The organism is Rhodococcus sp. C26F (genome assembly GCF_053345925.1).
Genome location: NZ_JBKFBA010000005.1, coordinates 87,608 through 114,212, shown reverse-complemented (window position 1 = coordinate 114,212; position 26,605 = coordinate 87,608). Strand labels below are relative to the sequence as shown.

22 protein-coding genes and 1 pseudogene are annotated in these 26,605 nt (G+C 68.8%); 16 read left to right on the top strand and 7 right to left on the bottom strand.

The genetic code is table 11. The features are described from left to right. Positions 1-50: 50 nt before the first annotated feature. Genes ACLBYD_RS08860 through mptB form a run of 3 tightly spaced genes read right to left on the bottom strand, consistent with a single transcriptional unit; the run spans position 51 to position 3,528 of the window. Positions 51-848 carry an ABC transporter permease gene (locus ACLBYD_RS08860; RefSeq protein ID WP_006551497.1) on the bottom strand — a complete coding sequence of 266 codons (798 nt, stop codon included), beginning with the start codon at positions 846-848 and terminating at the stop codon, positions 51-53. Then, complete coding sequence (locus ACLBYD_RS08855; RefSeq protein WP_447816135.1) at positions 845-1,789, bottom strand: ABC transporter ATP-binding protein; 945 nt, start codon at positions 1,787-1,789, stop codon at positions 845-847. The genes ACLBYD_RS08860 and ACLBYD_RS08855 overlap by 4 nt, the downstream gene beginning before the upstream one ends. Before the next feature lie 11 nt (positions 1,790-1,800). Continuing rightward, positions 1,801-3,528 (bottom strand): polyprenol phosphomannose-dependent alpha 1,6 mannosyltransferase MptB, encoded by a 1,728-nt coding sequence (mptB, locus tag ACLBYD_RS08850; RefSeq protein ID WP_447816134.1) that lies wholly within the window; start codon positions 3,526-3,528, stop codon positions 1,801-1,803. Positions 3,529-3,637: 109 nt separating this feature from the next. Here mptB and ACLBYD_RS08845 point away from each other — a divergent pair, with 109 nt between their 5' ends. From ACLBYD_RS08845 to ACLBYD_RS08815, 7 genes are all read left to right on the top strand, one after another. Then, positions 3,638-4,420, top strand: coding sequence for a helix-turn-helix transcriptional regulator (locus ACLBYD_RS08845; RefSeq protein WP_447816132.1), 783 nt, complete (start codon positions 3,638-3,640; stop codon positions 4,418-4,420). A 115-nt stretch (positions 4,421-4,535) separates the two neighbouring features. Beyond that, a complete protein-coding gene (gene sufB / locus ACLBYD_RS08840) occupies positions 4,536-5,981 on the top strand; it encodes a Fe-S cluster assembly protein SufB (protein WP_006551501.1) in 1,446 nt (481 codons plus the stop codon). Further along, the gene (gene sufD / locus ACLBYD_RS08835; protein ID WP_447816131.1) at positions 5,982-7,217 is read left to right on the top strand and encodes a Fe-S cluster assembly protein SufD; all 1,236 of its coding nucleotides are present in this window, start codon (positions 5,982-5,984) and stop codon (positions 7,215-7,217) included. Positions 7,218-7,267: 50 nt separating this feature from the next. Beyond that, positions 7,268-8,056 carry a Fe-S cluster assembly ATPase SufC gene (sufC, locus tag ACLBYD_RS08830; protein ID WP_016691727.1) on the top strand — a complete coding sequence of 263 codons (789 nt, stop codon included), beginning with the start codon at positions 7,268-7,270 and terminating at the stop codon, positions 8,054-8,056. Positions 8,057-8,060: 4 nt separating this feature from the next. Beyond that, positions 8,061-9,314, top strand: a complete 1,254-nt coding sequence (locus ACLBYD_RS08825; RefSeq protein ID WP_016691728.1) for a cysteine desulfurase — start codon at positions 8,061-8,063, stop codon at positions 9,312-9,314. 4 nt (positions 9,315-9,318) lie between these two features. Then, positions 9,319-9,810, top strand: coding sequence for a Fe-S cluster assembly sulfur transfer protein SufU (gene sufU, locus ACLBYD_RS08820; RefSeq protein WP_026061042.1), 492 nt, complete (start codon positions 9,319-9,321; stop codon positions 9,808-9,810). Further along, complete coding sequence (locus ACLBYD_RS08815) at positions 9,810-10,229, top strand: metal-sulfur cluster assembly factor (RefSeq protein WP_016691730.1); 420 nt, start codon at positions 9,810-9,812, stop codon at positions 10,227-10,229. Before sufU ends, ACLBYD_RS08815 begins: the two co-directional genes overlap by 1 nt. On the opposite strand, the gene ku is transcribed toward ACLBYD_RS08815, so the two are convergent. Together ku and ACLBYD_RS08805 are read right to left on the bottom strand one after the other, a co-directional pair. Continuing rightward, entirely contained in the window at positions 10,219-11,316 is a 1,098-nt protein-coding gene (gene ku / locus ACLBYD_RS08810; protein WP_447816130.1) for a non-homologous end joining protein Ku, read from the bottom strand. The genes ACLBYD_RS08815 and ku overlap by 11 nt on opposite strands. Before the next feature lie 97 nt (positions 11,317-11,413). Further along, entirely contained in the window at positions 11,414-12,529 is a 1,116-nt protein-coding gene (locus ACLBYD_RS08805; protein WP_447816129.1) for a lycopene cyclase family protein, read from the bottom strand. A gap of 167 nt (positions 12,530-12,696) precedes the next feature. Between ACLBYD_RS08805 and ACLBYD_RS08800 the strand changes: the two genes are divergently transcribed. Both ACLBYD_RS08800 and ACLBYD_RS08795 read left to right on the top strand, forming a co-directional pair. Then, positions 12,697-14,328, top strand: a complete 1,632-nt coding sequence (locus ACLBYD_RS08800; RefSeq protein ID WP_447816128.1) for an ABC-F family ATP-binding cassette domain-containing protein — start codon at positions 12,697-12,699, stop codon at positions 14,326-14,328. Between the two features lie 119 nt (positions 14,329-14,447). Next, a complete protein-coding gene (locus ACLBYD_RS08795) occupies positions 14,448-14,699 on the top strand; it encodes a helix-turn-helix domain-containing protein (RefSeq protein WP_026061044.1) in 252 nt (83 codons plus the stop codon). A 17-nt stretch (positions 14,700-14,716) separates the two neighbouring features. Here the strand turns inward: ACLBYD_RS08795 and ACLBYD_RS08790 are convergent, their stop codons facing one another. Both ACLBYD_RS08790 and acnA read right to left on the bottom strand, forming a co-directional pair. Continuing rightward, complete coding sequence (locus tag ACLBYD_RS08790; RefSeq protein ID WP_006551512.1) at positions 14,717-15,283, bottom strand: TetR/AcrR family transcriptional regulator; 567 nt, start codon at positions 15,281-15,283, stop codon at positions 14,717-14,719. Between the two features lie 97 nt (positions 15,284-15,380). Continuing rightward, positions 15,381-18,185 carry an aconitate hydratase AcnA gene (gene acnA / locus ACLBYD_RS08785; RefSeq protein WP_447816127.1) on the bottom strand — a complete coding sequence of 935 codons (2,805 nt, stop codon included), beginning with the start codon at positions 18,183-18,185 and terminating at the stop codon, positions 15,381-15,383. A gap of 342 nt (positions 18,186-18,527) precedes the next feature. Between acnA and ACLBYD_RS08780 the strand changes: the two genes are divergently transcribed. The 7 genes and pseudogenes from ACLBYD_RS08780 (at position 18,528) to inhA (ending at position 26,596) form a co-directional block, all read left to right on the top strand. Further along, positions 18,528-19,076, top strand: coding sequence for an Rv1476 family membrane protein (locus ACLBYD_RS08780; protein ID WP_447816126.1), 549 nt, complete (start codon positions 18,528-18,530; stop codon positions 19,074-19,076). A 1,939-nt stretch (positions 19,077-21,015) separates the two neighbouring features. Beyond that, positions 21,016-21,429 (top strand): annotated as a pseudogene (locus ACLBYD_RS08775) (NlpC/P60 family protein); the annotation flags it as partial. A 171-nt stretch (positions 21,430-21,600) separates the two neighbouring features. Next, positions 21,601-22,995: an AAA family ATPase gene (locus ACLBYD_RS08770; protein WP_447816125.1), complete on the top strand. Its 1,395-nt coding sequence runs from the start codon at positions 21,601-21,603 to the stop codon at positions 22,993-22,995. Then, complete coding sequence (locus ACLBYD_RS08765) at positions 22,992-23,951, top strand: DUF58 domain-containing protein (RefSeq protein WP_447816124.1); 960 nt, start codon at positions 22,992-22,994, stop codon at positions 23,949-23,951. The genes ACLBYD_RS08770 and ACLBYD_RS08765 overlap by 4 nt, the downstream gene beginning before the upstream one ends. Then, on the top strand, positions 23,948-24,928 hold the full coding sequence (locus ACLBYD_RS08760) for a VWA domain-containing protein (protein ID WP_006551517.1): 981 nt from the start codon (positions 23,948-23,950) through the stop codon (positions 24,926-24,928). The genes ACLBYD_RS08765 and ACLBYD_RS08760 overlap by 4 nt, the downstream gene beginning before the upstream one ends. A 65-nt stretch (positions 24,929-24,993) precedes the next feature. Next, the gene (gene fabG1, locus ACLBYD_RS08755; protein ID WP_016694070.1) at positions 24,994-25,743 is read left to right on the top strand and encodes a 3-oxoacyl-ACP reductase FabG1; all 750 of its coding nucleotides are present in this window, start codon (positions 24,994-24,996) and stop codon (positions 25,741-25,743) included. A gap of 46 nt (positions 25,744-25,789) precedes the next feature. Continuing rightward, a complete protein-coding gene (inhA, locus tag ACLBYD_RS08750) occupies positions 25,790-26,596 on the top strand; it encodes an NADH-dependent enoyl-ACP reductase InhA (RefSeq protein ID WP_016694069.1) in 807 nt (268 codons plus the stop codon). Positions 26,597-26,605: the final 9 nt, after the last annotated feature.

Genomic DNA, 26,605 nt, shown 5'->3' with positions numbered 1-26,605 from the left:
GAACCACTACACGCTGTAGTTGGGTCGTGCCCGATCGGGCTGCCCACGACTCAGGTGAAGCGGAACCAGCGCGCCGCGGCCGTGCCGCCGATCACCGTCCACACGAGCAGCGAGACGATCGACAACCAGTCGAACACACCCGAGGTGGCGTTCTCGAGCGCGAGCGTCAACGCCCCCGACGGCACGATCCGCAGCAGGTGGACCACCGCTTCGGGGATCACGTCGCCGAGCACCACGACGCTGCCGATGCCCAACAGCACGAACCACACGATGTTCGCGAGGGCGAGCACGATCTCGGCGCGCAGGGTTCCGCCGAGCAGCAGCCCCAGTGTCGCGAACATCACCGTGCCCAAGGCGATGACGACCGCCCCGATGAGCAGGTCGACGGGGGAGGGGCGCCAGCCCAGGGCCAGCCCGATGGCACCGAGCAACACGGCCTGCAGCACGACGACGATGCCCACCGCCGCGCTCTTGCCCGCGATGATTCCCCACTTGGGCAGCGCGGTCGCGCCGATCCGCTTGAGGGCGCCGTAGCGGCGGTCGAAGCCCACGGCGATCGCCTGACCGGTGAACGCCGTCGACATCACGGCCACCATCATCACCGCGGGCAGCACGCTGTCGACCCGCGAGTCACCGAGATCGCCGATCGGCAGCAGCGACAGGCCGATCAGCAGCGTGATCGGAATGAACATGGTCAGCAGGAGCTGCTCGCCGTTGCGCAGCAGCAACTTGAGTTCCATGGCGGTCTGCGCCGCGAGCATCTTCGACGGCGAGTTCGGCTGCGGTCGCGGGGTGAAGGTCCCTTCCGCGAACCGGTTGTTCGCCAGACGATCGTGGGTCACGCTCACCCTCTCAACTCCCGACCGGTCAACTCGAGGAAGACGTCCTCGAGGCTGCGCTGATCCACCCGGATCTCGGTTGCCAGTGCGCCCAGGTTCGCGCACCAGGTCGCCGCGGCCGCGACGACGGACGGTTCGATCGTGCCCTCGACGAGATACCGCCCGGGATTGTCCTCCCGGATCCGGTGGGTGCCGGCCAGGGCGGACTGCAGGGCACTCAGGTCGAGGCCCGGAGGCGCGGTCAGCCACAGCTGGCCCTCGGCGCCGTCGCGGGTGACCTCGTCGGGTGTCCCTGCGGCGACCACCCGCCCGTGATCGATGATGACGATCTCGTCGGCGAGCTCTTCCGCCTCGTCCATGAGGTGGGTGGTGAGCAGCACGCTCACGCCGTCGCGGCGCAGCGCGTCGATCAGTTCCCAGACGAGCAGCCGGGCCTGCGCGTCGAGACCCGCCGTCGGTTCGTCGAGGAACACCAGTTCGGGGCGCCCCACCAGCGCGCACGCGAGCGCGAGGCGTTGCTGTTGTCCGCCCGACAACCGGCGGTAGGGGGTGCGGCGGGCGTCGGTGAGCCCGAGGCGCTGGAGCAGCCAGTCGGGGTCGAGAGGATCCGCCGAGTACGCCGCCACCAGGTCGAGCATCTCGCCGGCCCGCGAACCGGGATAGGCGCCGCCACCCTGCAGCATCACGCCGATCCGGGGGCGGAGGGCGTCGGAATCGGCGACGGGATCGAGCCCCAGGACGCGGACCGTGCCCGCGTCGGGAGTGACGAACCCCTCGCACATTTCCACGGTGGTGGTCTTACCGGCGCCGTTCGGGCCGAGGAGGGCGAGCACCTGGGCGCGTTCGACGGTCAGATCGAGACCGTTCACGGCGGTGACGCCCCCGTAGGTCTTGACGACGCCGTCCAGGCGCACGGCCGGTACCGCACCGGCGGGAGAACTCGGGGTCACAGGGTTCCAGCCTAGGCGTCCGCGGTTTCCGCCGGACGCGGTGGTGTGCGCTCCTGCAGCCGCCACGGCAGCCGGGAGCGTGTGGCGACGATGATCAGCCCGACCACGACGATGGTCGCGATCGACGCCTGGACGATGATGAACGGTTGGTATTCGCTGCCGTTGGGCATGAGGATCATGCCGACCACCGACGAGAACGCGATGGTGGGGATCCGGAAGACCGGGCGGGTCGCCCAGGCCGCGAGCGGGATCACCGCCCACAGCAGGTACCACGGTTGCACGACCGGGAAGAGCAGCACGATCGCGCCCAGCGAGACCCCCAGCGCACCGACCGGATGGATCCGTCCCATGAGCACCGCGAGCAGCATGCGCACCGTGACGAAAGCGGCCACCAGCGCGGCGATGGGGCGAGTGATGGACAGCACGGCCGTCGTGTGGTCGCCGAGACCGAGCAGCACGCCGCCGAGGCCGGTACCCATGCCGAGCAGGGTCGGGATGGACATCCAGCTGCGGACCTCCGTGGCGGTGCCCAGGGTCTTCGTCCAGCCGAAGCCCAGGCCGCTGCCCCAGCTCACAGCGCCGATGACGACGCAGGTCCCGATCCCGAGGATCGCGGCGGCGGCGAGCACGGCGCGGAAGCCGCCACCCCACTTGCGGGCAAGGGCCATGCCGACGAATCCGAGCGCGAGCAGCGAGGGCACCTTGATCATCGACGACAGGGCGATCAGCGCGGTGCCGGCCGCGAGCCACCCCGTGAGACGTAGGCGCGAGGCCGCCTCGTCGTCCGGGTGGACGGCCCGCAGCGCGAGCTCGACACCGGCGAGCATGAGCCCGAGCATCAGGGCCTCGTTGTGGATGCCCGCGACCAGGTGGAAGAGCAACAGCGGGTTCGCAGCACCGAGCCACAACGCGCTCACCGACGCGACGCCGCACCGGCGGGCGAGCCGCGGCAGCGCCCACACGATCAGGGCCACACCCACGAGCGCGAGCAGCCGGTGGACGAAGATGCCGGCCACGATGTTCTCGCCCGTGAGGTACGTGATCTTCTCGCCGATCCACAGGAAGGCCGGGCCGTAGGGGGCCGAGGTGTCGCGCCAGATGTTCGGCACCGTCCGGGTCAGGACGTGGTCGACCCCCAGCGCGCCGGCCGGACCGATCGCGTAGGGATCGAGCCCGCGCGCCGCGATCTCGCTCTGCGCGAGATACGAGTAGACGTCCTTGCTGAACATCGGCGGCGCGACGACCAGCGGAAGGATCCACAGCAGCAAGGTGCGGTCGAGCTGCGACCGGGACAGTCGGCGCACGGGACCGTCCGGTGCGCCCCGGCCGATCGCGAACCGGCCGAGCAGCAACCAGGCGAGGATCACCAGCGCCGTGCCGATCATGGTCGTCGTGAGGGCGGCGCTCGGCATGCGTGCCGCCAGTCCGAGGGCGCGGACGCCCTGCACGGGGTTCTGCAGGACCGGCTGGGCGCCGGCGCCGAGTGCCCCGACCGCCATGAGGACGGCACCGGTGGCGCCGAGCAGCCGGATGCGGTGGAGGTAGACGTTCTCGATCGCGTCGAGTCCGCGACCTTCGGTCTCGTCGCCGTGCAGGACGACCGAGACATCGGCGTGTGGTCCCGGGGCGTCGAGGCCCAGGGCGCGTCGGATCCACACGTGCAGCCGTTCGCGGACCCCGGATCGGCCCGGCGACGGAGACGTCGTGTGCGGGGCGGACAGGGGAGGAGTCGACGGCACGTCAGAAGCGTAACGGGACGGCGAGGGTGCTCTCCGACGGCTCCGTCATGAGGTGTAACAAAGGGCACCCTTGGTGGACCGTGCTTCCGAATTCCGTCACACTGGTGTTGTGAAATACCCGTCCGACGCCACCGACACCGCAGAACGCGCAGGTCACGCACCTGCCTCGTCGGCGTCGCGCGTCGAGGACACCCGCAAGAATCCTGCTTCGACGGGCCGCGAGATCCCGGAGGGTCAGACCCGCGCCGCCGTCGTGCAGCTGCTGCTCGAAGAAGGTCCCATCACCGCGCCGGAGATCGGCGAGCGTCTGGGGCTCAGCGCCGCGGGCGTGCGACGCCATCTCGACGCCCTCATCGAGTCCGGCGAGGCGCAGGCCGCCGCGCCGCCGCGCCGCCAAGGACGCGGTCGTGGCCGTCCCGCCCGCCGCTTCCAGCTCACCGCCGTCGGACGCGCTCGCCTCGGGCACTCCTACGACGATCTCGCCACCGCCGCCATGCGGCACCTCCGCGAACTCGGCGGCGACGCTGCCGTGGAGGACTTCGCACGCCGCCGCGTGGACTCGATCCTCGGCACCATCGCGCCCGCCGACGAGAACGTCGACGACGTCGAGAGCGTCGCCGAGGAGATCGCCGGGGCGTTCACCGCCTCCGGTTTCGCCGCGTCGACCCGCCGCGTCGGCACCGGCGTGCAGATCTGCCAGCACCACTGCCCGGTCTCGCACGTCGCAGAGCAGTTCCCCGAACTGTGCGAGGCGGAGCAGGAGGCCTTCGTGCGGATCCTCGGAACCCACGTGCAACGCCTCGCGACGATCGCGAACGGCGACGCCTTCTGCACGACACACGTGCCCGTTCTCCCCAGAGCGGATGTGCCCCGTCCGGAGCCGCCCACGTGACGATCCCACCGCGAGTGCTCCGCGAACCAGGGCACACCAGGAAGACATCCACCCACCCGTCGACCGTCGACGCACAGCCCGCGCCGACGCCCACCAGACTCCGGAAGGAGCTCGCATGACCGTCGCATCGGATCAGACGTCCGGCACCGCGCCGCTGACGCAGGAAGAGACGATCGATTCTCTCGGCCACTACGAATACGGCTGGGCGGACCCCGACACCGCCGGCGCCACGGCGCAGCGCGGCCTGTCCGAAGAGGTCGTGCGGGACATCTCCGCCAAGAAGAACGAGCCCGAGTGGATGCTCGACATCCGCCTCAAGGCGCTGCGCACCTTCGACAAGAAGCCGATGCCGGTGTGGGGCTCGAACCTCGACGGGATCGACTTCGACAACATCAAGTACTTCGTGCGCTCGACGGAGAAGCAGGCCGCGAGCTGGGACGAGCTCCCCGAGGACATCAAGAACACCTACGACAAGCTGGGCATCCCGGAGGCGGAGAAGCAGCGCCTCATCGCCGGTGTCGCCGCCCAGTACGAGTCCGAGGTGGTCTACCACCAGATCCGCGAGGACCTCGAGAGCCAGGGCGTGATCTTCCTCGACACCGACTCGGGTCTGCGTGAGCACCCCGAACTCTTCAAGGAGTACTTCGGCACGGTCATCCCCGCCGGCGACAACAAGTTCTCCGCCCTGAACACCGCGGTGTGGTCGGGTGGCTCGTTCATCTACGTCCCGCCGGGTGTGCACGTCGACATCCCGCTGCAGGCCTACTTCCGCATCAACACGGAGAACATGGGCCAGTTCGAGCGGACCCTGATCATCGTCGACGAGGGCGCCTCGGTGCACTACGTCGAGGGCTGCACCGCGCCGATCTACAAGTCCGACTCGCTGCACTCCGCGGTCGTCGAGATCATCGTCAAGAAGGGCGGCCACTGCCGCTACACGACCATCCAGAACTGGTCGAACAACGTCTACAACCTGGTGACCAAGCGCACCAAGGTCGAGGCCGGCGGCTCGATGGAATGGATCGACGGCAATATCGGTTCCAAGGTGACGATGAAGTACCCGGCCGTGTGGATGATGGGCGAGCACGCTCGCGGTGAGGTGCTCTCCGTCGCCTTCGCCGGCGAGGGCCAGCACCAGGACACCGGCGCGAAGATGCTGCACCTGGCTCCGCACACCTCCTCGACCATCGTGTCGAAGTCGGTGGCGCGCGGCGGTGGACGTGCCTCCTACCGCGGCCTCGTGCAGGTCAACAAGGGCGCCCACGGCTCGAAGTCGACGGTCAAGTGCGACGCGCTGCTCGTCGACCAGATCAGCCGTTCCGACACCTACCCGTACGTCGACATCCGTGAGGACGACGTCACGATGGGTCACGAGGCGACCGTCTCGAAGGTGAGCGACGACCAGCTGTTCTACCTCATGAGCCGCGGACTCGACGAGGACGAGGCCATGGCGATGGTGGTGCGCGGGTTCGTCGAGCCCATCGCCAAGGAACTGCCGATGGAGTACGCCCTCGAACTCAACCGCCTGATCGAACTGCAGATGGAAGGGGCAGTCGGCTAAATGACTGCGGAAGCGAAGAACACGCCGGCTACCGCGACGGGCGTGCAGGATGCCGTGCGCGCCGAGAATCGTGCCCCGGCGGTCAACACCGCCGGCAAGCCGGCAATCAACAAGGGTGAGGTCTTCACGTCCTTCGATGTGAACGCCTTCGAGATTCCGTCGGGTCGCGACGAGGTGTGGCGGTTCACCCCGCTGCGCCGCCTGCGCGGTCTGCACGACGGCACCGCTCCCGCGACCGGCACCGCGACCGTCGAGGTCACCCCGGTCGACGGCGTGCAGGTCGAGACCGTGGCGCGCGACGACGCGCGACTCGGACAGGCCGGTGTGCCGTTCGACCGGATCGCAGCACAGGCGTACTCGTCGTTCGAGACCGCGACCGTCCTCACCGTCGGCCGCGAGGTCGAGGTCGCCGAACCCGTCACCGTGACGATCACGGGACCGGGCGAGGGCGCCGTCGCCTACGGGCACGTGCAGATCCGGCTCGAGGCGTTCGCCAACCTCACGCTCGTCATCGACCAGCGCGGCAGCGGCACCTACGCCGAGAACATCGAGTTCGTGCTCGGCGACAGCGCACAGCTGAAGGTCGTCGCGGTGCAGGACTGGGCCGACGACGCCGTGCACGTCGCCGCGCACCACGCCCGTCTCGGCCGTGACGCCGTGCTGCGCCACTTCACCGTGGCGCTCGGCGGCGATCTCGTGCGCGTCTCGGCGACCACCAAGTACGACGGCCCCGGCGGCGACGCCGAACTGCTCGGCCTGTACTTCGCCGACGCCGGTCAGCACTTCGAGCAGCGCCTGCTCGTCGACCACTCGCAGCCGAACTGCAAGTCGAACGTCGTGTACAAGGGTGCGCTGCAGGGCGATCCGGCCTCCGGCAAGCCCGACGCGCACACCGTGTGGATCGGCGACGTGCTCATCCGCGCCGAGGCCGAGGGCACCGACACCTTCGAGCTCAACCGCAACCTGGTGCTCACCGACGGTGCGCGCGCCGACTCCGTGCCGAACCTCGAGATCGAGACCGGTGAGATCGTCGGTGCCGGACACGCGTCGGCGACCGGCCGCTTCGACGACGAGCAGCTGTTCTACCTGCGTGCTCGTGGCATCCCCGAGGAGGAAGCGCGTCGCCTCGTCGTCCGCGGTTTCTTCCACGAGCTGCTCGAGCGCATCACGGTCACCGAGGTCCGCGACCGGCTCGAGGCCGCCATCGAGGCGGAACTCGCCGCCGTCGGCGCCTGACCGGCCCTGCCTCCCGTACTCCCGATACTTCACTAAGGAAACGCATTTCGATGTCCACACCTTCGAACGTCCTCGAGATCAAGGACCTGCACGTCCGCGTCGCACAGACCGACGAGAACGCCGAGCCGATCGACATCCTCAAGGGCGTGAACCTCACGGTCCGCTCGGGTGAGACGCACGCCATCATGGGCCCCAACGGCTCCGGCAAGTCCACCCTGTCGTACGCGATCGCCGGCCACCCCAAGTACGAGATCACCTCGGGCAGCATCACCCTCAACGGTGAGGACGTGCTCGAGATGAGCGTCGACGAGCGTGCCCGCGCCGGCCTGTTCCTCGCCATGCAGTACCCGGTCGAGGTGCCCGGCGTGTCGATGTCGAACTTCCTCCGCACCGCCGCGACCGCCGTGCGCGGCGAGGCCCCCAAGCTGCGCCACTGGGTCAAGGAGGTCAAGCAGGCGATGTCCGAGCTGGACATCGATCCGGCCTTCGGCGAGCGCAGCGTCAACGAGGGCTTCTCCGGCGGTGAGAAGAAACGCCACGAGATCCTGCAGCTGGGTCTGCTCAAGCCGAAGATCGCCATCCTCGACGAGACCGACTCCGGCCTCGACGTGGACGCGCTGCGCGTCGTCTCCGAGGGCGTGAACCGCTACCAGGAGAACGAGAACGGCGGCGTCCTGCTCATCACCCACTACACCCGCATCCTGCGCTACATCAAGCCGCAGTTCGTGCACGTCTTCGTGGGTGGCCGCGTCGTCGAGTCCGGTGGCCCGGAGCTCGCCGACGAGCTCGAGACCAACGGCTACGTTCGTTTCACCCAGGCAGCAACGCAAGGAGCGTGATCGGATGACGGTGCCGGTGCGGACCTTGGACATCGCCCGGATCAGGGCCGATTTCCCGATCCTCGCGCGCACGGTGCGCGACGGCAAACCCCTGGTCTACCTCGACTCGGGGGCCACCTCCCAGCGCCCGGTACAGGTGCTCGACGCCGAGCGTGAGTTCCTCGCGACGCGGAACGCGGCCGTGCACCGCGGTGCGCATGCGTTGTCGGAGGAGGCGACCGACTCGTACGAGGACGCCCGCGCCGTCATCGCGTCCTTCGTCGGGGTCGACGTCGACGAGGTGGTGTTCACCAAGAACGCCACCGAGTCGCTCAACCTCGTCGCGTACGCCTTCGCCGACGACCGGTTCCCGCACCGGCTCGGCCCCGGTGACGAGATCGTCGTCACCGAGCTCGAGCACCACGCGAATCTCGTTCCGTGGCAGGAACTCGCGCGGCGCACGGGTGCCACCCTGCGCTGGTACGGGGTCACCGACGACGGTCGCATCGATCTCGATTCGCTGACGCTGACCGACGCCGTGAAGGTCGTGGCGTTCACGCACCAGTCGAACGTGACCGGTGCGGTCGCTCCCGTCGAGGAGATCGTGCGGCGCGCGAAGGAGGTCGGCGCGATCGTCGTGCTCGACGCGTGCCAGTCGGTGCCGCACATGGCCGTCGACTTCCGCGCCCTCGGTGTGGATTTCGCGGCGTTCTCCGGACACAAGATGTTCGGTCCGTCCGGCGTCGGCGTTCTCTACGGTCGCCGCGACCTGCTCGCCGACGTGCCGCCGTTCATCACCGGTGGCTCGATGATCGAGACGGTGACGATGGAGGCCACGACCTTCGCCGCACCGCCGCAGCGATTCGAGGCCGGTTCGCCCATGGTCTCGCAGGCCGTCGGCCTCGGTGCCGCCGTGCGCTACCTGCAGGACATCGGGATGGACGCCGTCGCCGCGCACGAACACGAGCTGACCGCTGCTGCGCTCGCCGAGCTGGGCGGCATCGACGGCGTGCGCATCATCGGACCCACGACCGCCGAACAGCGGGGCGGGGCGGTGTCGTTCGTCGTGGACGGAATCCATGCCCACGATCTCGGTCAGATCCTCGACGACGAGGGCGTCGAGATCCGGGTCGGACACCACTGCGCCTGGCCGCTGCACCGCCGCTTCGGGGTGGCCGCGACCGCCCGCGCATCGTTCGCCGTGTACAACACGCCGGACGAGGTGCAGGCACTCGGCGCGGCGATCCGGCGCGCCCAGAAGTTCTTCGGGGAGGCGTGATCCGATGCGGATGGAGCAGATGTACCAGGAAGTGATCCTGGACCACTACAAGCACCCGCACAATCGCGGACTGCGTGAACCGTTCGGCGCCGAAGTGCACCACGTCAACCCGACCTGCGGCGACGAGGTGACCCTGCGCGTGCACATCGACGGCGACACCGTCGCCGACGTCTCCTACGACGGGCAGGGCTGCTCGATCAGCCAGGCATCGACGTCCGTGCTCACCGACCAGGTGATCGGCGTTCCGCTCGGCGATGCACTGAAGATCGTCGAGGGGTTCGTCGAGATGGTCGGCAGTCGCGGCACCGTCGAAGGCGATGAGGACCTGATCGGCGACGGCATCGCGTTCGCCGGCGTCGCGAAGTACCCGGCGCGCGTGAAGTGCGCGTTGCTGGGCTGGATGGCCTTCAAGGACGCGGTCGCGCAGACCGTGGACGCAGCCCCCGCCGACCTGGCGGGCGGCGCGCACACCCTTTCGAGCGGAGGACAGAACTGATGACCGAACCCGCACCGGGCACCGTGAACACCGACGAGAATCCGACGGCCGACGCCGGCGCGGACGAGACTTCGACGCTGGTCGCGGCCACGGCCCCGCCGCTGGATCCGGGCCGCCTCGACGAACTCGAGGAGGCACTGCGCGACGTCGTCGACCCCGAGCTCGGCATCAACGTCGTCGATCTCGGTCTCGTCTACGGGATCTCCGAGGTCGACGAGACCGTGACCGTGGATATGACGCTCACCTCGGCGGCGTGCCCCCTCACCGATGTCATCGAGGAGCAGGCCAAGGGCGCACTCGTGCGCAGCGGCCTCTGCGACGAGCTGCGCATCAACTGGGTGTGGATGCCGCCGTGGGGTCCCGACAAGATCACCGACGACGGACGCGAGCAGCTGCGCGCACTCGGCTTCACCGTCTGATCCGGCTGTCTCCGGCTCCGAGCCTCGGCGCCTGATCTTCNCAGGCGCCTTTGCGTTCGCCGGAGGTCTTCTTGGCGGCCGTCTTCTTCGCGGGACTCCTCTTGGCTGCCGAGCTCTTGGACGCGGTCTTCTTCGCCGTGCTCTTCTTCGCAGGAGTCTTCTTGGCCGCCGAGCTCTTCGACGCCGAGCTCTTGGACGCGGTCTTCTTCGCGGGGGCCTTCTTCTTCGTGCCCTCGTCCTCGCCTTCGTCCTCGTCGTCCTTCGAGGACTTCTTCCCGTCGGAGGACGAACCGGACGGGACCTTCTTGCCCGCCGCATCGACGCTGCGCTGCAGGGCCGCCACGAGGTCCAGCACCTCGGCGTCCTCTTCGCCGGTGTCGTGTTCGGCGACCTGGAAGACCTTCTCGCCGCCGCGGGCGAGGGCCTCGTCGATCAGCGTGCGCAGTTCCACCTGGTACTCGTCGGTGAATTCGGTGGGATCGAAATCGTCGGACATCGACTCGACCAGGGTCTCGGCCATCGCGAGTTCGCGTTGTTTCGGCTTCTCGATGTCGTCGAGCGACTCGAACTCGGCTGCGCGAACCTCGTCGGGCCACAGCAGGGTCTGCAGGATGAGCAGTCCGTCGCGGGTGCGCAAGGCGGCCAGCCGGGTGCGCTGACGAAGTGTGAAGTGCACCAGCGCCGTCCGGTCGCTCTGTTCGAGAGTCGCGGCGAGCAGACCGTAGGCCTTCGGGGACGACGAATCGGGTTCGAGATAGTAGGACTTCTCGAACAGGATCGGATCGATCTGCTCGGTGGGCACGAACTGCAGCACCGGGATCTCGTGCTTCTCGGCGGCCGGGAGTTTCTCGAAGTCCTCGTCGGTGAGCACGACCCGCTCGCCGTCCTCGGAGTCGTACGCCTTGTCGATCTCCTGGTAGGGGACGACCTCCCCGCACTCGGTACACACACGCTGATACTTGATCCGCCCACCGTCCTTCGCGTGCACCTGGTGGAAGGAGATGTCGTGCGACTCGGTCGCCGAGTACACCTTCACCGGCACGTTGACGAGGCCGAACGCGAGTGAGCCTTTCCAGATCGACCGCATGTGTCCATCATGATCGACACCTCGGGACCACGCTGGAAAGCTGCGAAACTCACCGGGCGGTTCGCCGAGACGTTCGCCACACGCCGCACCCGGCGGATCAGCGGAGCGAACGCAGAATCGTCGCGCGCGCACCCATCGGCAGCACCCGGAACAGCCGCCACATCGTGGCCGCCATGCCGGTCGCATCGTCGCGACCGGACAGGTAGGCGCGTTGCTGCTCGACCGGAAGGGCGAAGAACGCGTCGAAGAACTCGATCGCTCCGCGTGCGTCGAGTCGCAGCAGGACCCGCAGTCCCATCTGCCGCAGGGTCGCCACCGAGCGGGCACGGACCGGCCACAGGACGCGCTGTGGGTCCTCGCCGAGGCGCATCGCGTCGATCACCGCATCCGCGGTGGACAGGGCGGTGGCCACCGCGTATCCCGTGGCCGGATGCATGAGACCACCGCGAGCGCCGAAGCCGATCACCCCGGGTGCCGTCGGTGCGCTCTCGACGGCGAAGCGCACCCGTTCGACCTGCTCGTCGCCGGTCGTGTGCACGCCTCGCGCCGCGAGGCGGATGTGCAGGCGCCGTTCGAGTTCGCCGAGACCGAGTGCCGGGCGGCCGACGAGGCAGGTCTCCTCGAGGATCGTGCGTCCGTCGCCGACCGGCACCGCATACAGGAAGGACGGCACGTCGTCGGGGCCCGTGCCGTTGTCGCGGCGCCAGTCCATGAACCAGGCGTCGTGGCCGTCGAGTGCCGGAGCTGCGGTCGCATCGTCGACGATCAGCCCGAATGCCGTCTGCTGGGCACGTTCCGGTTCGGTGGGAACCCCGCGGGCATCGACGACGTAGCGGGCAGTCACCCGGCGTCCGTCGCCGAGGACCACGCCGTCCGCATCGACGTCGCGTACCCGATCCGTGACCACCGTGACGGCGTCGAGGGCGAGGAAGTCCTGCAGGCACGCCGTGTCCAGCACCCGGTAGGCGCGATCGACGATGCGGGGCCCGGTCGTCCACACTGCGGGCCTGTCGATGTGCGCTGCCACCACCTCGTCGGGCAGCCAGCCGGGCAGTTCGTCGGCCCACGCCGCGTAGGTCGCGGTCCACCGACGCTGCGGGCGCACGTCGACGGCCGTCACCGACAGTCCGGCCGCGGCGGCACGGAACGCCAATGCACGTCCGGCGGGGCCGAGCCCGGCCACGACGAGGTCGGTGGGGGGAAGTCGGGTCACGGGCGCCAGCCTAGGTCGCGCGTGGGAGAAGCCGGCTGCGCACGGGGGAGGCGTAGTGCATCTCACCGTGGGGGAGAGCATCCGTCACGGTAAAATGAGTGGTTCGTGTGCCCGGCTGTTTGCCACCATGGCACTCATCCATCGTCTTTCGTTCTAGGAGCCCGTGCGTGATCACCGCTACCGACCTCGAAGTCCGCGCCGGCGTGCGGACGCTGCTCACCGCCCCCGGCTCGGGGCTGCGGGTGCAGGCCGGGGACCGGATCGGCCTCGTGGGACGTAACGGTGCCGGCAAGACCACGACCCTGCGGATCCTCGCGGGTGAAGGCGAACCCTACGCCGGCACCGTGATCCGTTCCGGAGACATCGGTTACCTGCCGCAGGATCCCAAGGAGGGCAATCTCGACGTCCTCGCCAAGGACCGGGTGCTCTCGGCGCGAGGTCTCGACGAGATCCTCCGCAGCATGGAGAAGCAGCAGGCGCTCATGGCGGAGGCCGTCGACGAGAAGATCCGCGATCGTGCCGTGCGCAAGTACGGTTCGCTCGAAGAGCGTTTCGCGACCCTCGGCGGATACGTCGCCGAATCCGAGGCAGCGAGCATCTGCCACAGCCTCGGTCTGCCCGACCGGGTCCTCGGCCAGCCCCTGCACACGCTGTCGGGTGGTCAGCGCCGCCGTGTCGAACTCGCCCGCATCCTGTTCGCCGCCTCGGACGGCTCCGGCGGGAAGTCCGACACCACGCTGCTGCTCGACGAGCCGACCAACCACCTCGACGCCGACTCGATCACCTGGCTGCGCGGCTTCCTGCAGAACCACGACGGTGGGCTCATCGTCATCAGCCACGACGTCGACCTGCTCGCCGACGTGGTGAACAAGGTGTGGTTCCTCGATGCGGTGCGCGGCGAGGCCGACGTCTACAACATGGGCTGGAAGAAGTACCTCGACGCACGCGCCACCGACGAGGCGCGGCGCCGGCGCGAGCGTGCGAACGCCGAGAAGAAGGCGTCCGCTCTGCAGAAGCAGGCCGCGAAGCTCGGGGCGAAGGCCACCAAGGCCACCGCGGCCCAGAACATGGCCAAGCGAGCCGAGAAGTTGCTCGCCGACCTCGACGACGTGCGCGTCGCCGACAAGGTGGCCAAGATCCGGTTCCCCACGCCGGCCGCGTGCGGCAAGACCCCGCTGATGGCCAAGGAGCTGACCAAGGTCTACGGCTCCCTGGAGATCTTCACCGGCGTCGACCTCGCGATCGACCGGGGCAGCCGCGTCGTCGTCCTCGGCCTCAACGGTGCCGGCAAGACGACTCTGCTGCGGCTGCTCGGCGGTGTGGAGCAGCCGGATCTCGGCGAACTTGTACCCGGCCACGGTCTGAAGATCGGCTACTTCGCGCAGGAGCACGACACCATCGACGACTCGGCGACGGTGTGGGAGAACATCCGGCACGCCGCTCCGGACGCCGGCGAACAGGACCTGCGGGGACTGCTCGGCGCGTTCATGTTCACCGGCCCGCAGCTCGAGCAGCCGGCCGGAACGCTCTCCGGCGGTGAGAAGACGCGACTCGCCCTGGCGGGGCTCGTCTCGTCCGCGGCGAACGTGCTGCTCCTCGACGAGCCGACCAACAACCTCGATCCCGTCTCGCGCGAGCAGGTGCTCGATGCATTGCGGAGCTACGAGGGTGCCGTCGTACTGGTCACCCACGATCCGGGTGCCGCCGAGGCCCTCGACCCGGAACGTGTGATCCTGCTTCCCGACGGAACCGAGGACCACTGGTCCCAGGAATACCTCGAGCTCATCCAGCTCGCCTGATCGGGCCCCGGTCGGATCCGTCCCCCGATCCGCTCCCGCTGGTCCGATCTGCGTCCGCGCAACCTGACAGTCCTCTAGCCTGGGAAAGGGACCTTTGGCGAGGGCGCAGGGAGGATCCGATGGCGCGAAATTCCGGTGGTGGAGAGACGACCTACGCGAAGGGAGCCCGAGTTACAGGGGAATCGCGGGACCGCTTGCAGGAGGATCTGAAGCGCCGCTACGAGGAGGGCGCGAGCATTCGGAGGCTCGCGCAGGAAACCGGTCGATCCTACGGTTTCGTGCACAACGTTCTCGTGGAGTCGCAGGTGCGGCTGCGGGGCCGCGGCGGCCCGAACCGTCGTCGGGCGGCAGCGAGCGACGAGAAGGCGTGAGGAACGGATCCGGCGCGTCAGTCGCGCCGGCGCACGGATTCCTCGACGAGATCGAGAACCGCGACGAGGTCCTGTTCGGTGTGCCCTGAAGCGAGGCGGGCGACGAGCCCGTCGAGCACGAGGTCGAGATAACCCAGGACGACTTCGGTCGGCACGTCGTCGCGCAACCGGCCCGCTTCCCGCTGCCGTTCGAGGCGTCCGACGGTGGCCTCGGTGAGTTCGGCGGAATGCTGCGTCCACGCCCTCGCGAACTCGGGGTCGGTGCGGAGACGGCGCGTGATCTCGAGCCGCGTGCCGAGCCAGTCGAACTGATCGGGGGAGGACAGCATGTCGCGCATGACCTGCACGAGACCCTCGTTGGCCGCGACGTCGGCCATCCGTCTCGCATCCTCCTGGGCGAGGGCGAGGAACAGTCCGTCCTTGTCCTTGAAATGATGGAAGATCGCGCCACGGGACAGACCCGTGGCATCTTCGAGCAGTCGCACGGTCGCGCCGTCGTAACCATATTCGGCGAAGCAGCGACGGGCACCGTCGAGGATCTGCCTGCGCCGCGCGGCGAGATGGTCCTCACTGACCTTGGGCACGCGCCACTTCCTTTCGGCTCGAGGGAGACGGCGGGCNGTCTCGTCCCGGGCCCGCCGCTTCACACAGATGTGACCGATCGGGTCACGAGCACTGCTCTCAGCCGCGGATCATGTTCCGCAGCACGTACTGCAGGATGCCGCCGTTGCGGTAGTAGTCCGCTTCACCGGGGGTGTCGATGCGGACGACAGCGTCGAAGGTGACCTTCTCGCCGTTGTCCTTGGTCGCCGTGACCTGGACGGTCTTCGGCGTGACGCCCTCGTTGAGCTTCTCGATGCCCTCGATGTCGAAGACCTCGGTGCCGGTCAGGCCCAGCGACGCGGCCGACTCGCCCGCCGGGAACTGCAGCGGGATGACGCCCATGCCGATGAGGTTCGAGCGGTGGATGCGCTCGAAGGACTCGGTGATGACGGCCTTGACGCCGAGCAGGCGGGTGCCCTTGGCGGCCCAGTCACGCGAGGAGCCGGAACCGTACTCCTTGCCACCGAGGACGACCAGCGGGATGCCGGCCTTCTGGTAGTTCTGCGAGGCGTCGTAGATGAACGCCTGCGGAGCACCGTCCTGGGTGAAGTCGCGGGTGTAGCCACCGGAGACACCGTCGAGCAGCTGGTTCTGCAGACGGATGTTCGCGAAGGTGCCGCGGACCATGACCTCGTGGTTGCCACGACGCGAGCCGAGCGAGTTGTAGTCCTTGCGCTCGACACCGTGGGCGTCGAGGTACTGCGCGGCCGGGGTACCCGGCTTGATCGGACCGGCCGGGCTGATGTGGTCGGTGGTGACCGAGTCGCCGAGCAGCGCGAGGACGCGAGCGCCCTTGATGTCGCTGACCGCGTCCGGCTCCATCGTCATGCCCTCGAAGTACGGAGCCTTGCGGACGTACGTCGAATCCTCGTCCCACGCGAAGGTGTCGCCCTCGGGGGTCTCGAGGTTCTGCCAGCGCTCGTCGCCCTTGAAGACGTCGGCGTAGGACTTGCGGAACATGTCCTGGTTGATCGCCGACTTGATGGTGTCGTCGATCTCCTGGGCGGAAGGCCAGATGTCCTTCAGGAAGACGTCGTTGCCGTCCTTGTCCTTGCCCAGCGCGTCGGTCTCGAAGTCGAAGTCCATCGTGCCCGCGAGCGCGTACGCGATGACCAGCGGCGGCGAGGCCAGGTAGTTCATCTTCACGTCGGGGGAGATACGACCCTCGAAGTTGCGGTTGCCGGAGAGCACCGCGGTGACCGAGAGGTCGTTGTCGTTGACGGCCTTCGAGATCTCCTCGGGCAGCGGGCCGGTGTTACCGATGCAGGTGGTGCAACCGAAGCCACCGAGGTAGAAGCCGAGCTTCTCGAGGTACGGCCACAGGCCGGCCTTCTCGTAGTAGTCGTTGACGACCTGCGAACCGGGAGCCATGTTGGTCTTGACCCACGGCTTGGTGGCCAGACCCTTCTCGACCGCGTTGCGGGCGAGCAGCGCGGCGCCGAGCATGACCGACGGGTTGGAGGTGTTGGTGCAGGAGGTGATACCTGCGACCACCACGGCGCCGTGGTCGAGGACGAACTCGCCGCGCTCCTCGGAGACGACCTTGACCGGCTTCGACGGACGTCCGTGGGCGCCGTTGGCAGCCGAGTGGACGTCGACGGCACCGTCGTCCGCGAAGGACAGCACGGCCGGGTCGGACGCCGGGAAGGTCTCCTCGACGGCCTCGTCGAGCTTGGTGTGCTCGGCCGGGAGGTTCTCCTCCACGTAGTTGTGGATGTCCTTGCGGAAGGCGACCTTCGACTCGGACAGCAGGATGCGGTCCTGCGGACGTTTCGGGCCGGCGATCGACGGGACGACCGTCGACAGGTCCAGCTCGAGGTACTCGGAGAACTCGGGCTCGCGGCTCGGATCGTGCCACAGGCCCTGCTCCTTGGCGTACGCCTCGACGAGAGCGAGCTGCTCGTCGCTGCGGCCGGTCAGGCGCAGGTAGTTGATGGTCTCGCCGTCGATCGGGAAGATCGCCGCGGTCGAACCGAACTCGGGGCTCATGTTGCCGAGGGTCGCGCGGTTGGCGAGGGGGACCTCGGCCACGCCGGCGCCGTAGAACTCGACGAACTTGCCGACGACGCCGTGCTTGCGCAGCATGTCGGTGACGGTGAGCACGACGTCGGTCGCGGTCACGCCGGGCTGGATCTCACCGGTGAGCTTGAAGCCGACCACGCGCGGGATGAGCATGGAGACCGGCTGGCCGAGCATCGCGGCCTCGGCCTCGATGCCGCCGACGCCCCAGCCGAGCACGCCGAGGCCGTTGACCATCGTCGTGTGCGAGTCGGTGCCGACGCAGGTGTCGGGGTAGGCCTGCCCGTTGCGGACCATGACGGTCGGGGCGAGGTACTCGATATTGACCTGGTGGACGATACCCATGCCCGGGGGGACGACGCGGAAGTCGTCGAAGGCGCCCTGGCCCCAGCGCAGGAACTGGTAGCGCTCGCCGTTGCGCTCGTACTCGAGGTCGACGTTGCGCTCGAGGGCGTCGGCGCGACCGAAGTAGTCGAGGATCACCGAGTGGTCGATGACCATGTCGGCGGGGGAGAGGGGGTTGACCTTGTTCGGGTCGCCGCCCAGGGTGGTGACGGCCTCACGCATGGTGGCGAGGTCGACGACACAGGGGACACCTGTGAAGTCCTGCATGATCACGCGCGCGGGCGTGAACTGGATCTCGATGCTCGGGTCGGCGGAGGGATCCCAGTTGGCGATGGCGCGGATGTGATCGGCCGTGATGTTGGCACCGTCCTCGGTGCGCAGCAGGTTCTCGGCCAGGACCTTCAAAGAGTATGGAAGTTTCTCGGTGCCGGGGACGGCCGACAGGCGGAAGATCTCGTAGGAGTTGTCTCCGACCTGCAGCGAACCCTTGGCGCCGAACGAATCACTACTGGTGCTCACGTCAGCTCCACTCGTCGTTTCGGCTGGCCGCCGACGGGGCTGTGTCGACGGCTGAAGCGAGGCACACGACGTCCGTCCGCGGCCCGTGGCCCGGATGCAGTAGTCGTGGCGTCTCGCCCTCGATTCTAACAGTACGCTTGTCCTGTATTGAACCGAAGTCGGGTCCGTCGTGTCGACGAGGCGTCCCGCCGGCATCGGCCCTGCTCGCGACGAGTGCTTGGAGCCGCCGTCGCGCGATCGCGTAGTGTTCTCCCTTGCCGCACGGGTGTGGCGCTTCGTGTCGTCTCCGCGCGGCCGGATCGCCGTATCGCCCGGCTTCTGCCCCAGCACCACCGGAGAGAGATGTCTGCGCCACTGCTTCGTATACCGGGCCCTGCGCTCACGGATCTTCCTACCGGGGTCTCGGTCGAAAAAGTGCTCGCCGATCTCGCCGACGACCAGGTGGCGGCGCCCTCGCAGTACGTCGACGACCTCGTCGCCGAGGTGCAGCGCGCGCAGGAGAACGGGATCGACCTCAGCGTGGTCGTGCTCGACCGGGACCCCCGTATGGATTCGCAGCTGCGCGACCTCGCGACGGAGGTCGGCGCCGAAGACGGCGGAACGGTGCTGGTCCTCAGCCCGGGATGGGTCGGGACGTTCAGCGAGGATCTCGACCGCGTCACTCTCGAGGCCGCCCAGGATCGCACCTACACCGGCGATCCGGTGGTCTCCACACGCAACTTCGTCGACTCGGTGCTCGAGCCGTCACCGCCCTGGACGTTGATGACGCTGCTGATCGTCGCGGTGGTCGCCCTTGCGGCCGGCGCGACCTGGCTCGCCAAACGCCGCCGCGCGGACGGTGACGCGACCGTTGCCGGAGGTAACGGATCGTCATCGTCCGAGAACGTCTGAGGTCTCTTTCCCGTCACCGCGGAGATCGTCTCCGGGTTGTCCTCGCCCCGACCGTGACGGAATCCGGCAGGGAAGATCGTTCCGCGTCGTCACGGCGTTCCTCGGTGTCCGCACCGTGTTCTTTCGGGGTTCTTCCGGCCGATCTTCGTGACTGTCATGCGACATACCCCTGAGGTGTCGTACGGTTCTCATGACGCTCTTGGGGAAGGTGTGTCACAACCCGGCTCGTGGGGACGCTGTCCGCAGCCGGTGTACGACTGCAGCGTGTGAGCCGTGGGGCGCCCACGGCGAGCGGATGCTGCCTGCCTTCCTCGGGTCGTCCGGCCGGATGTCTCGGCCACCAGGCGCGACCGAGGGAGATGCAAGTGAGACGGTTCGGTATCCACGGAGGGATTCCGCGACGGTCGGGGCCGGACGGCACCGCCACGACGCTCACTGCAGGCCGTCGACCCGACGGTCCGACGCCCGGTCGCACCCCGCGGACGCGCACCGGCACGCTCCTTGCCGGTTTGGGGTTGGTCACAGCCGTGCTCCTCACCGTGACCACGACGGCGTCCGCCGCGCCGCCCCCGCCACCGAACCCCTCGGACGCCGAGATCGACCGCGCAGGTGCGGCCGTCGCGGCCAACATCGACCGGGTCGGGCAGCTGATCGTTCGGATCGCCGACGCGGATCAGCAGCTCGCCGAGCTCGACGCGCAGGTCGCCATCCGCCGCGAGGACGTCAACCGCGCCCTCGTCGATCTCCAGAGCGCGCGCGACGCGGCGGATCTCGCCGAACGGGTGGTCGTGGATTCCCGCCGCGCACTCGACGACGCCGCCGACCGGATCGCCGCTGCCCAGAAGAACTTCGACGCGTTCGTCCGCGACAGCTACACCCGTGGCGCCAACTCGGTCTCCCTCGCGGCCTTCCTCGACGTCGACGGTCCCGACGCTCTGCTCGACCGCGCCCAGGTCATGCGGTTGCTGTCCGCCGGGCGCACCGCGGTGCTCGATGCGCTCCAGCGCGCCCGGGCCCAGGAGGCCAACTCCCACTCGCGGGCACGCGCGGCCAAGCTCGAGGCCGACGCGGCGGCGGNCCGCCGAGCAGCGCAGGGCCGAGGCCGAGGCCGCGATCGCCGTCGCGCGAGCGGAACTCGGTCGGCAGGCCGCGGAGAAGTCGCGCATCGAGCAGGAACGTGCGAACGCGCAGAGCGAACTCGACCGGGCCCGCGTGAACGTTGCGGGCCTGGAAGGGCAACGCGCGCAGTACCAGGACTGGGAGCGTCGCCGCGCAGCCGAGGAAGCAGCTGCCGCGGCGGCCNGCGGCAGCCGAGGCAGCCGAGCGTGTCGCCGCCGACGCCGCAGCCCGGGAACGTGCGGCGGAACTGGCCAACGGCCGTCGCCCCCACACGCTGATCGAGGAGTCTCCGTCGACCGGCGAGAGCGACGTCGCCTCACCGGGTGAGGTCACCACCGAATCCGGAGCGCCGGAGGGCAGTGACACCGCTACGAGTGGCACCGATACGAGTGGCACCGACACGGCTGCACCGGACTACACCGACGACGCCACGGTCCCGGACTACGGCGACCGTGGAAGCGTCCTGGACGACGTCCTCGAGGACACGGACAGCGGAACTGTCCCGGACGATACCGACGGTGGAACTGTCCCGGACGATACCGACGGTGGAACCGTCCCGGACGACACCGACGGTGGAACCGTCCCAGACGGTACCGACGATGGATCCGTCCCGGATGGCACCGACAGCGGCACGATCCCCGACGAGGACGAAGACGAGGACAGCGGCAGCGACGGTGGGATCGACTGGGAGAACCCGGATCCGGGCGACCCCGTCGTGGAGACCCCCGGATCGGGGACCGGGGGATCGGGTTCCCGCCCCTCCACACCGAATTCGACGCCCAGTACCCCGTCGCGTCCGTCCGTCACCGGTCACGCTGCGGTGGAGATCGTCATCGACCGCGCGATGTCCCAGATCGGCGTCCCGTACGCGTGGGGTGGTGGCAACGAGAACGGCCCGACCCGCGGTATCCGCGACGGCGGCGTCGCCGATGTCCACGGCGACTACGCCAAGGTCGGCTTCGACTGCTCCGGACTGATGATCTACGCGTTCGCGGGCATCGGCATCTCGCTCCCGCACTACACCGGCTACCAGTACACGGCCGGTACCCAGGTTCCGTCGTCGCAGATGAGACGGGGCGACATGATCTTCTACGGGCCCAACGCCAGCCAGCACGTCGCGCTGTATCTCGGCGACGGGCAGATGCTCGAGGCGCCGCAGTCGGGATCGTTCGTGAAGATCTCGCCGGTACGCTGGGGCGGCATGACACCGTACGTGGTGCGCATGGTGTCGTGAGGGCGAGGTTTGCCGCGGCCCTCGTATCACCGAGGACGGGTGCCATCCGGTCGTTTCCGGGTGCCGTCTCCCGGTCGGTGCAGGGGCGACGACACACCGAGCCGGCACCTGCAATAGTGGTGCAGCAGGTGTTTCCAGCGGAGCGACGTAGGCGAAAGCGGTGGATTGTTGGTGACCTCACGCGAGGGTGGGACGTCCGGTTCGGCGACGCCGGGCGACCAGGGCGGTAACGACGGACGCAAGAACAACCAGGCTGCGGCGGGTGCCGCGCCGGCGCCGAAGGCGGCCGGTGCGAACGGTCCGGCTCCGCAGGTGTCCGGCGCGAACGCTCAGCCGGCTCCGCAGGGGTCCGGTACGAACGCTCAGCCGGCTCCGCAGGGGTCCGGCGCGAACACTCAGCAGGCGGCCGGTACGAACACCCAGCAGGCAGCCGGCGCGAACATGCGGAAACCCGGCGACGCTCCTGCGAAGGCGTACGACCCCGCCGACGACGTCCGTCTCCTCGAACGGGCCATCTACGAGGTCAAGCGCGTGATCGTCGGCCAGGACCTGCTGGTCGAGCGGATGCTGGTCGGTGTGCTCGCGCGCGGGCACGTGCTGCTCGAAGGCGTTCCCGGTGTCGCGAAGACGCTGGCCGTCGAGACCTTCGCGAAGGTCGTCGGTGGGTCGTTCTCCCGCGTGCAGTTCACTCCCGACCTCGTGCCGACCGACCTCGTCGGTACCCGCATCTACCGGCAGGGACGCGAGGAGTTCGACACCGAACTCGGACCGGTCGTTGCGAACTTCGTGCTCGCCGACGAGATCAACCGCGCCCCGGCGAAGGTGCAGTCGGCGCTGCTCGAGGTGATGGCCGAACGCCACGTCACGATCGGTGGCAAGACCTTCCCGATGCCCGAGCCGTTCCTCGTGATGGCGACGCAGAACCCCATCGAGAACGAGGGCGTCTACCCGCTGCCGGAAGCACAGCGCGACCGCTTCCTCTTCAAGGTCCTCGTCGACTACCCGACGGTGGAGGAGGAACGCGAGATCGTCTACCGGATGGGTGTCGCCGCTCCGGAGCCGAAGCAGGTGCTCGACAACGAGCAGCTCCTGCGCCTGCAGAAGATCGCCGGACGTGTGTTCGTGCACCACGCGCTCGTCGACTACGTGGTGCGGGTCATCTTCGCGACGCGTCGGCCCGCCGAACTCGGATTACACGACGTGCAGGGCTGGATCGCCTACGGCGCCTCGCCCCGCGCGACGCTCGGCATCATCTCCTCGGCGCGTGCCCTGGCGCTCGTGCGCGGTCGCGACTATGTGGTGCCGCAGGACATCGTCGACGTCATCCCCGATGTGCTCCGCCACCGCCTGGTGCTGTCCTACGACGCGCTCGCGGACGACGTCTCCCCGGACCAGATCATCACCCGAATCCTGCAGACCGTGGGTCTTCCGCAGGTCGCCCCCCAGGCGAACGCACCCGTGCCGACCGCGACCCCCGGCCCGGCGCCCGCCGATCCGCGGGCCGCTGCCGGTCAGCAGGCGCCCGTCGGTGCACCCGATCCGCAGGGAGGTGCGGGCGCGCGGTGAGCACACGTCCTCACGACGGGTCGCCACCGCGGTTCCGGTCCGGTGAACTGCGCGATCCCGCGCTCACCGCCGCGCTCCGCACCCTCGAGCTCACCGTGCGGCGCCGTCTCGACGGCGTCCTGCACGGCGACCACCTCGGTCTGATCCCGGGCCCAGGTTCCGAACCGGGGGACGCCCGCGAGTACCAGCCGGGCGACGACGTGCGGCAGATGGACTGGTCGGTCACTGCGCGCACGACGCACCCGCACGTGCGGCAGACCGTCGCCGACCGGGAACTCGAGACGTGGCTCGCGGTCGACCTGTCGGCCAGCCTGGACTTCGGTACCGGCATGTGTGAGAAGCGCGACCTGGCGATCGCAGCGGTGGCCGCGCTCGCGCATCTGACCACCGGCGGCGGGAACCGGATCGGCGCGGTGATCTCCACCGGCAACGAGACGGCCCGCGTCCCCGCCCGCGGCGGACGGCTGCACGCCCAATCGTTGCTGCGTACCGTCGCGACAACCCCGCACGCACCCGACGGGACCCGCGGTGATCTCCAGGGGCTCGTCGAGTCGCTGCGACGTCCCCAGCGCCGCCGCGGTCTGGCGGTCGTGGTGAGCGATTTCCTCGGCCCTCTCGACTGGGAGCGCTCCCTGCGGGCACTGTCCGGCCGGCACGAACTGCTCGCCGTCGAGATCATCGATCGCCGCGACCTCGAACTGCCCGATCTGGGCGACGTGGTGCTGCACGACCCGGAGACGGGCCGCACCCGTGAATTCACGACCACTCCCGAACTGCGGGCCGACTATGCGCAGGCCGCCGCCGAGCATCGCGCGGCCGTGCACCAGGCGCTGCGCAGTTCAGGTGCACCGGTGCTGACGCTGCGCACCGACCGCGACTGGATCGGCGATGTCGTCCGGTTCGTCGCGGCCCGGCGGCACAGCTTCGGCGCACCCGCACGGCAGGGGGGACGATGAGCCTGTCCGGTTTCACTTCACCGTGGTGGCTGCTGCTGCTGTTCGTCGTCGCCGCCCTCGGCGGTGCGTACGTGCTGGTCCAGCGCCGGCGCCAGACGAACACGCTGCGCTTCACCAATCTCGAGCTGCTCGAGAAGGTCGCGCCCGCCCGCCCGGGACGCGCTCGGCACATTCCCGTCGCACTGTTGCTCGTCGGGCTCGTCTTCCTCACCGTGGCGCTCGCCGGCCCGACCGCCGAACAGCGGGTGCCGCGCAACCGGGCCACGGTCGTGCTTGTCATCGACGTGTCGTTGTCGATGGAGGCCACGGACGTCGCGCCCACGCGACTCGCCGCCGCACAGGAGGCGGCCAAGCAGTTCGCCGACGACCTGACGCCCGGCATCAACCTCGGTCTCGTCGCGTTCTCGGGTACCGCCTCGGTCCTGGTCTCGCCGACCACCAACCGGGAGGCGAGCAAGTCCGCGATCGACAACCTGCAGCTCAGCGAGCGCACTGCGACCGGCGAGGCGATCTTCACGGCGATGCAGTCGATCGACACGCTCGCCGCCGTGCTCGGCGGTAGCGACCAGGCGCCGCCCGCGCGGATCGTGCTGCTGTCCGACGGCAAACAGACCGTCCCCGAGAGTCCCGACGATCCCCGCGGGGGCTTCACCGCGGCGCGGCAGGCGGCGGAGAAGGGAATCCCGGTCTCGACCATCTCGTTCGGCACCCAGACGGGCACCGTCACCATCGAGGACGATCGGATCCCCGTGCCCGTCGACGATCCGTCGCTCAAGGAGATCGCGAATCTCTCGGGCGGGAGCTTCTTCACGGCGGCGAGCCTCGAGGAACTCGAGGACGCCTACAACACGCTCGAGGAGCAGATCGGCTTCGAGACGACCCGCGGCGACGCCAGCCGTCCGTGGCTCATGCTCGGAGCGCTCTCGGTGATCGCGGGGCTCGGCGCGGCGATGGTGTTGCGCCAGCGGCTGCCCTGATCCACCTTGTGCACGCTCACGGAGCGTTTTCCGTCCCGGACAGGCCACCAGATAGGTTGGAATGCATGACTGACGCAGATAGTGCCGCAGCGTCCACGCGCGCGGGTGTCACCCCCCGATCCGTCCTCGTCACCGGTGGAAACCGCGGGATCGGCCTCGCCGTCGCCCGTCGCCTGCAGGCGGACGGCCACAAGGTTGCCGTAACCCACCGCGGTTCGGGCGCACCCGACGGCCTGTTCGGTGTGCGGTGCGACGTCACCGACGCCGACTCGGTCGACGCCGCGTTCAAGGAGGTCGAGGAGCATCAGGGTCCCGTCGAGGTGCTCGTCGCGAATGCGGGCATCACCGACGACACCCTGCTGATGCGCATGACCGAGGACCAGTTCAGCTCGGTGATCGACGCGAACCTCACCGGCGCCTTCCGGTGCGCCAAGCGGGCCAACCGCGCGATGCTCCGTGCCCGTTGGGGCCGCATGATCTTCCTCGGCTCCGTGGTCGGCCTCGCCGGTCAGGCCGGTCAGATCAACTACGCGTCCTCGAAGGCCGGTGTCATCGGTCTCGCCCGTTCGGTCACCCGCGAACTCGGTTCGCGATCGATCACGGCCAACGTCGTCGCTCCCGGTTTCATCGAGACCGACATGACTGCGGATCTGTCCGACGACCTGCGCGACACCGCGAAGAAGTTCATCCCGCTGCAGCGACTCGGCAAGCCCGAGGACGTCGCAGCCGTCGTCAGCTTCCTGGCCTCCGACGACTCCGCCTACGTCTCCGGCGCCGTCATCCCGGTCGACGGCGGCATGGGCATGGGCCACTGACGGTCTCGCGACCACATCCGAATCTCACTGGAGGACCGACACACTCATGGGCGGACTGCTCGAGGGCAAGACCATTCTCGTCACCGGCATCATCACCGATGCCTCGATCGCCTTCCACACCGCGAAGGCCGCGCAGGAACAGGGCGCGAAGGTGATCATCACCGGCTTCGAGCGACTCCGGTTGATCGACCGGATCGCGCAGCGTCTCCCGCAGCCGGTGCCGCCGGCGATCAGCCTCGACGTGCAGAACCAGGAGGATCTCGACGGTCTCGCCGACAAGATCCGCGAACTCGCACCGGAGGGGATCGACGGTGTCGTCCACTCCATCGGCTTCGCACCCCGGTCGTGCCTGGGCAGCCCGTTCCTCGACGCGCCGTGGACGGACGTCGCGGTGGCGCTCGAGGTGTCGGCCTACTCCTACGGCGCGCTCGCCAAGGCCGTCCTACCCGTCATGAACGAGGGCGGTTCGATCGTCGGAATGGACTTCGACCCGTCCCGGGCCGTGCCGTTCTACAACTGGATGGGTGTCTCCAAGGCGACGCTCGAGTCGGTGAACCGCTACGTGGCCAAGGAAGTCGGCCCGCGCGGTATCCGTTCGAACCTCGTCGCCGCCGGCCCGATCAAGACGCTCGCGGCCAAGGCCATCGCGGGCGACGCGACCGGCCCGGGCGCGGAGATGAACCGTCTGAACGAGGGCTGGTCGGCGGCGTCCCCGATCGGCTGGGACGTCGACGATCCGACGCCTGTGGCGAAGACCGTGTGTGCGGTGTTGTCCGACTGGCTACCCGGGACAACGGGATCCATCGTCTACGTCGACGGTGGTTTCCACTCCCAGGTCGGCTTCGGCAGCTGACCGTACGAC

Bases quoted from the DNA above. Each gene is read 5' to 3' on its own strand.
- sufC (WP_016691727.1), top strand. From the start codon at position 7,268: ATGTCCACACCTTCGAACGTCCTCGAGATCAAGGACCTGCACGTCCGC.
- sufU (WP_026061042.1), top strand. From the start codon at position 9,319: ATGCGGATGGAGCAGATGTACCAGGAAGTGATCCTGGACCACTACAAG.
- ACLBYD_RS08780 (WP_447816126.1), top strand. From the start codon at position 18,528: ATGTCTGCGCCACTGCTTCGTATACCGGGCCCTGCGCTCACGGATCTT.
- sufB (WP_006551501.1), top strand. From the start codon at position 4,536: ATGACCGTCGCATCGGATCAGACGTCCGGCACCGCGCCGCTGACGCAG.
- ACLBYD_RS08815 (WP_016691730.1), top strand. From the start codon at position 9,810: ATGACCGAACCCGCACCGGGCACCGTGAACACCGACGAGAATCCGACG.
- sufD (WP_447816131.1), top strand. From the start codon at position 5,982: ATGACTGCGGAAGCGAAGAACACGCCGGCTACCGCGACGGGCGTGCAG.
- inhA (WP_016694069.1), top strand. From the start codon at position 25,790: ATGGGCGGACTGCTCGAGGGCAAGACCATTCTCGTCACCGGCATCATC.
- fabG1 (WP_016694070.1), top strand. From the start codon at position 24,994: ATGACTGACGCAGATAGTGCCGCAGCGTCCACGCGCGCGGGTGTCACC.
- ACLBYD_RS08760 (WP_006551517.1), top strand. From the start codon at position 23,948: ATGAGCCTGTCCGGTTTCACTTCACCGTGGTGGCTGCTGCTGCTGTTC.
- ACLBYD_RS08795 (WP_026061044.1), top strand. From the start codon at position 14,448: ATGGCGCGAAATTCCGGTGGTGGAGAGACGACCTACGCGAAGGGAGCC.
- ACLBYD_RS08825 (WP_016691728.1), top strand. From the start codon at position 8,061: ATGACGGTGCCGGTGCGGACCTTGGACATCGCCCGGATCAGGGCCGAT.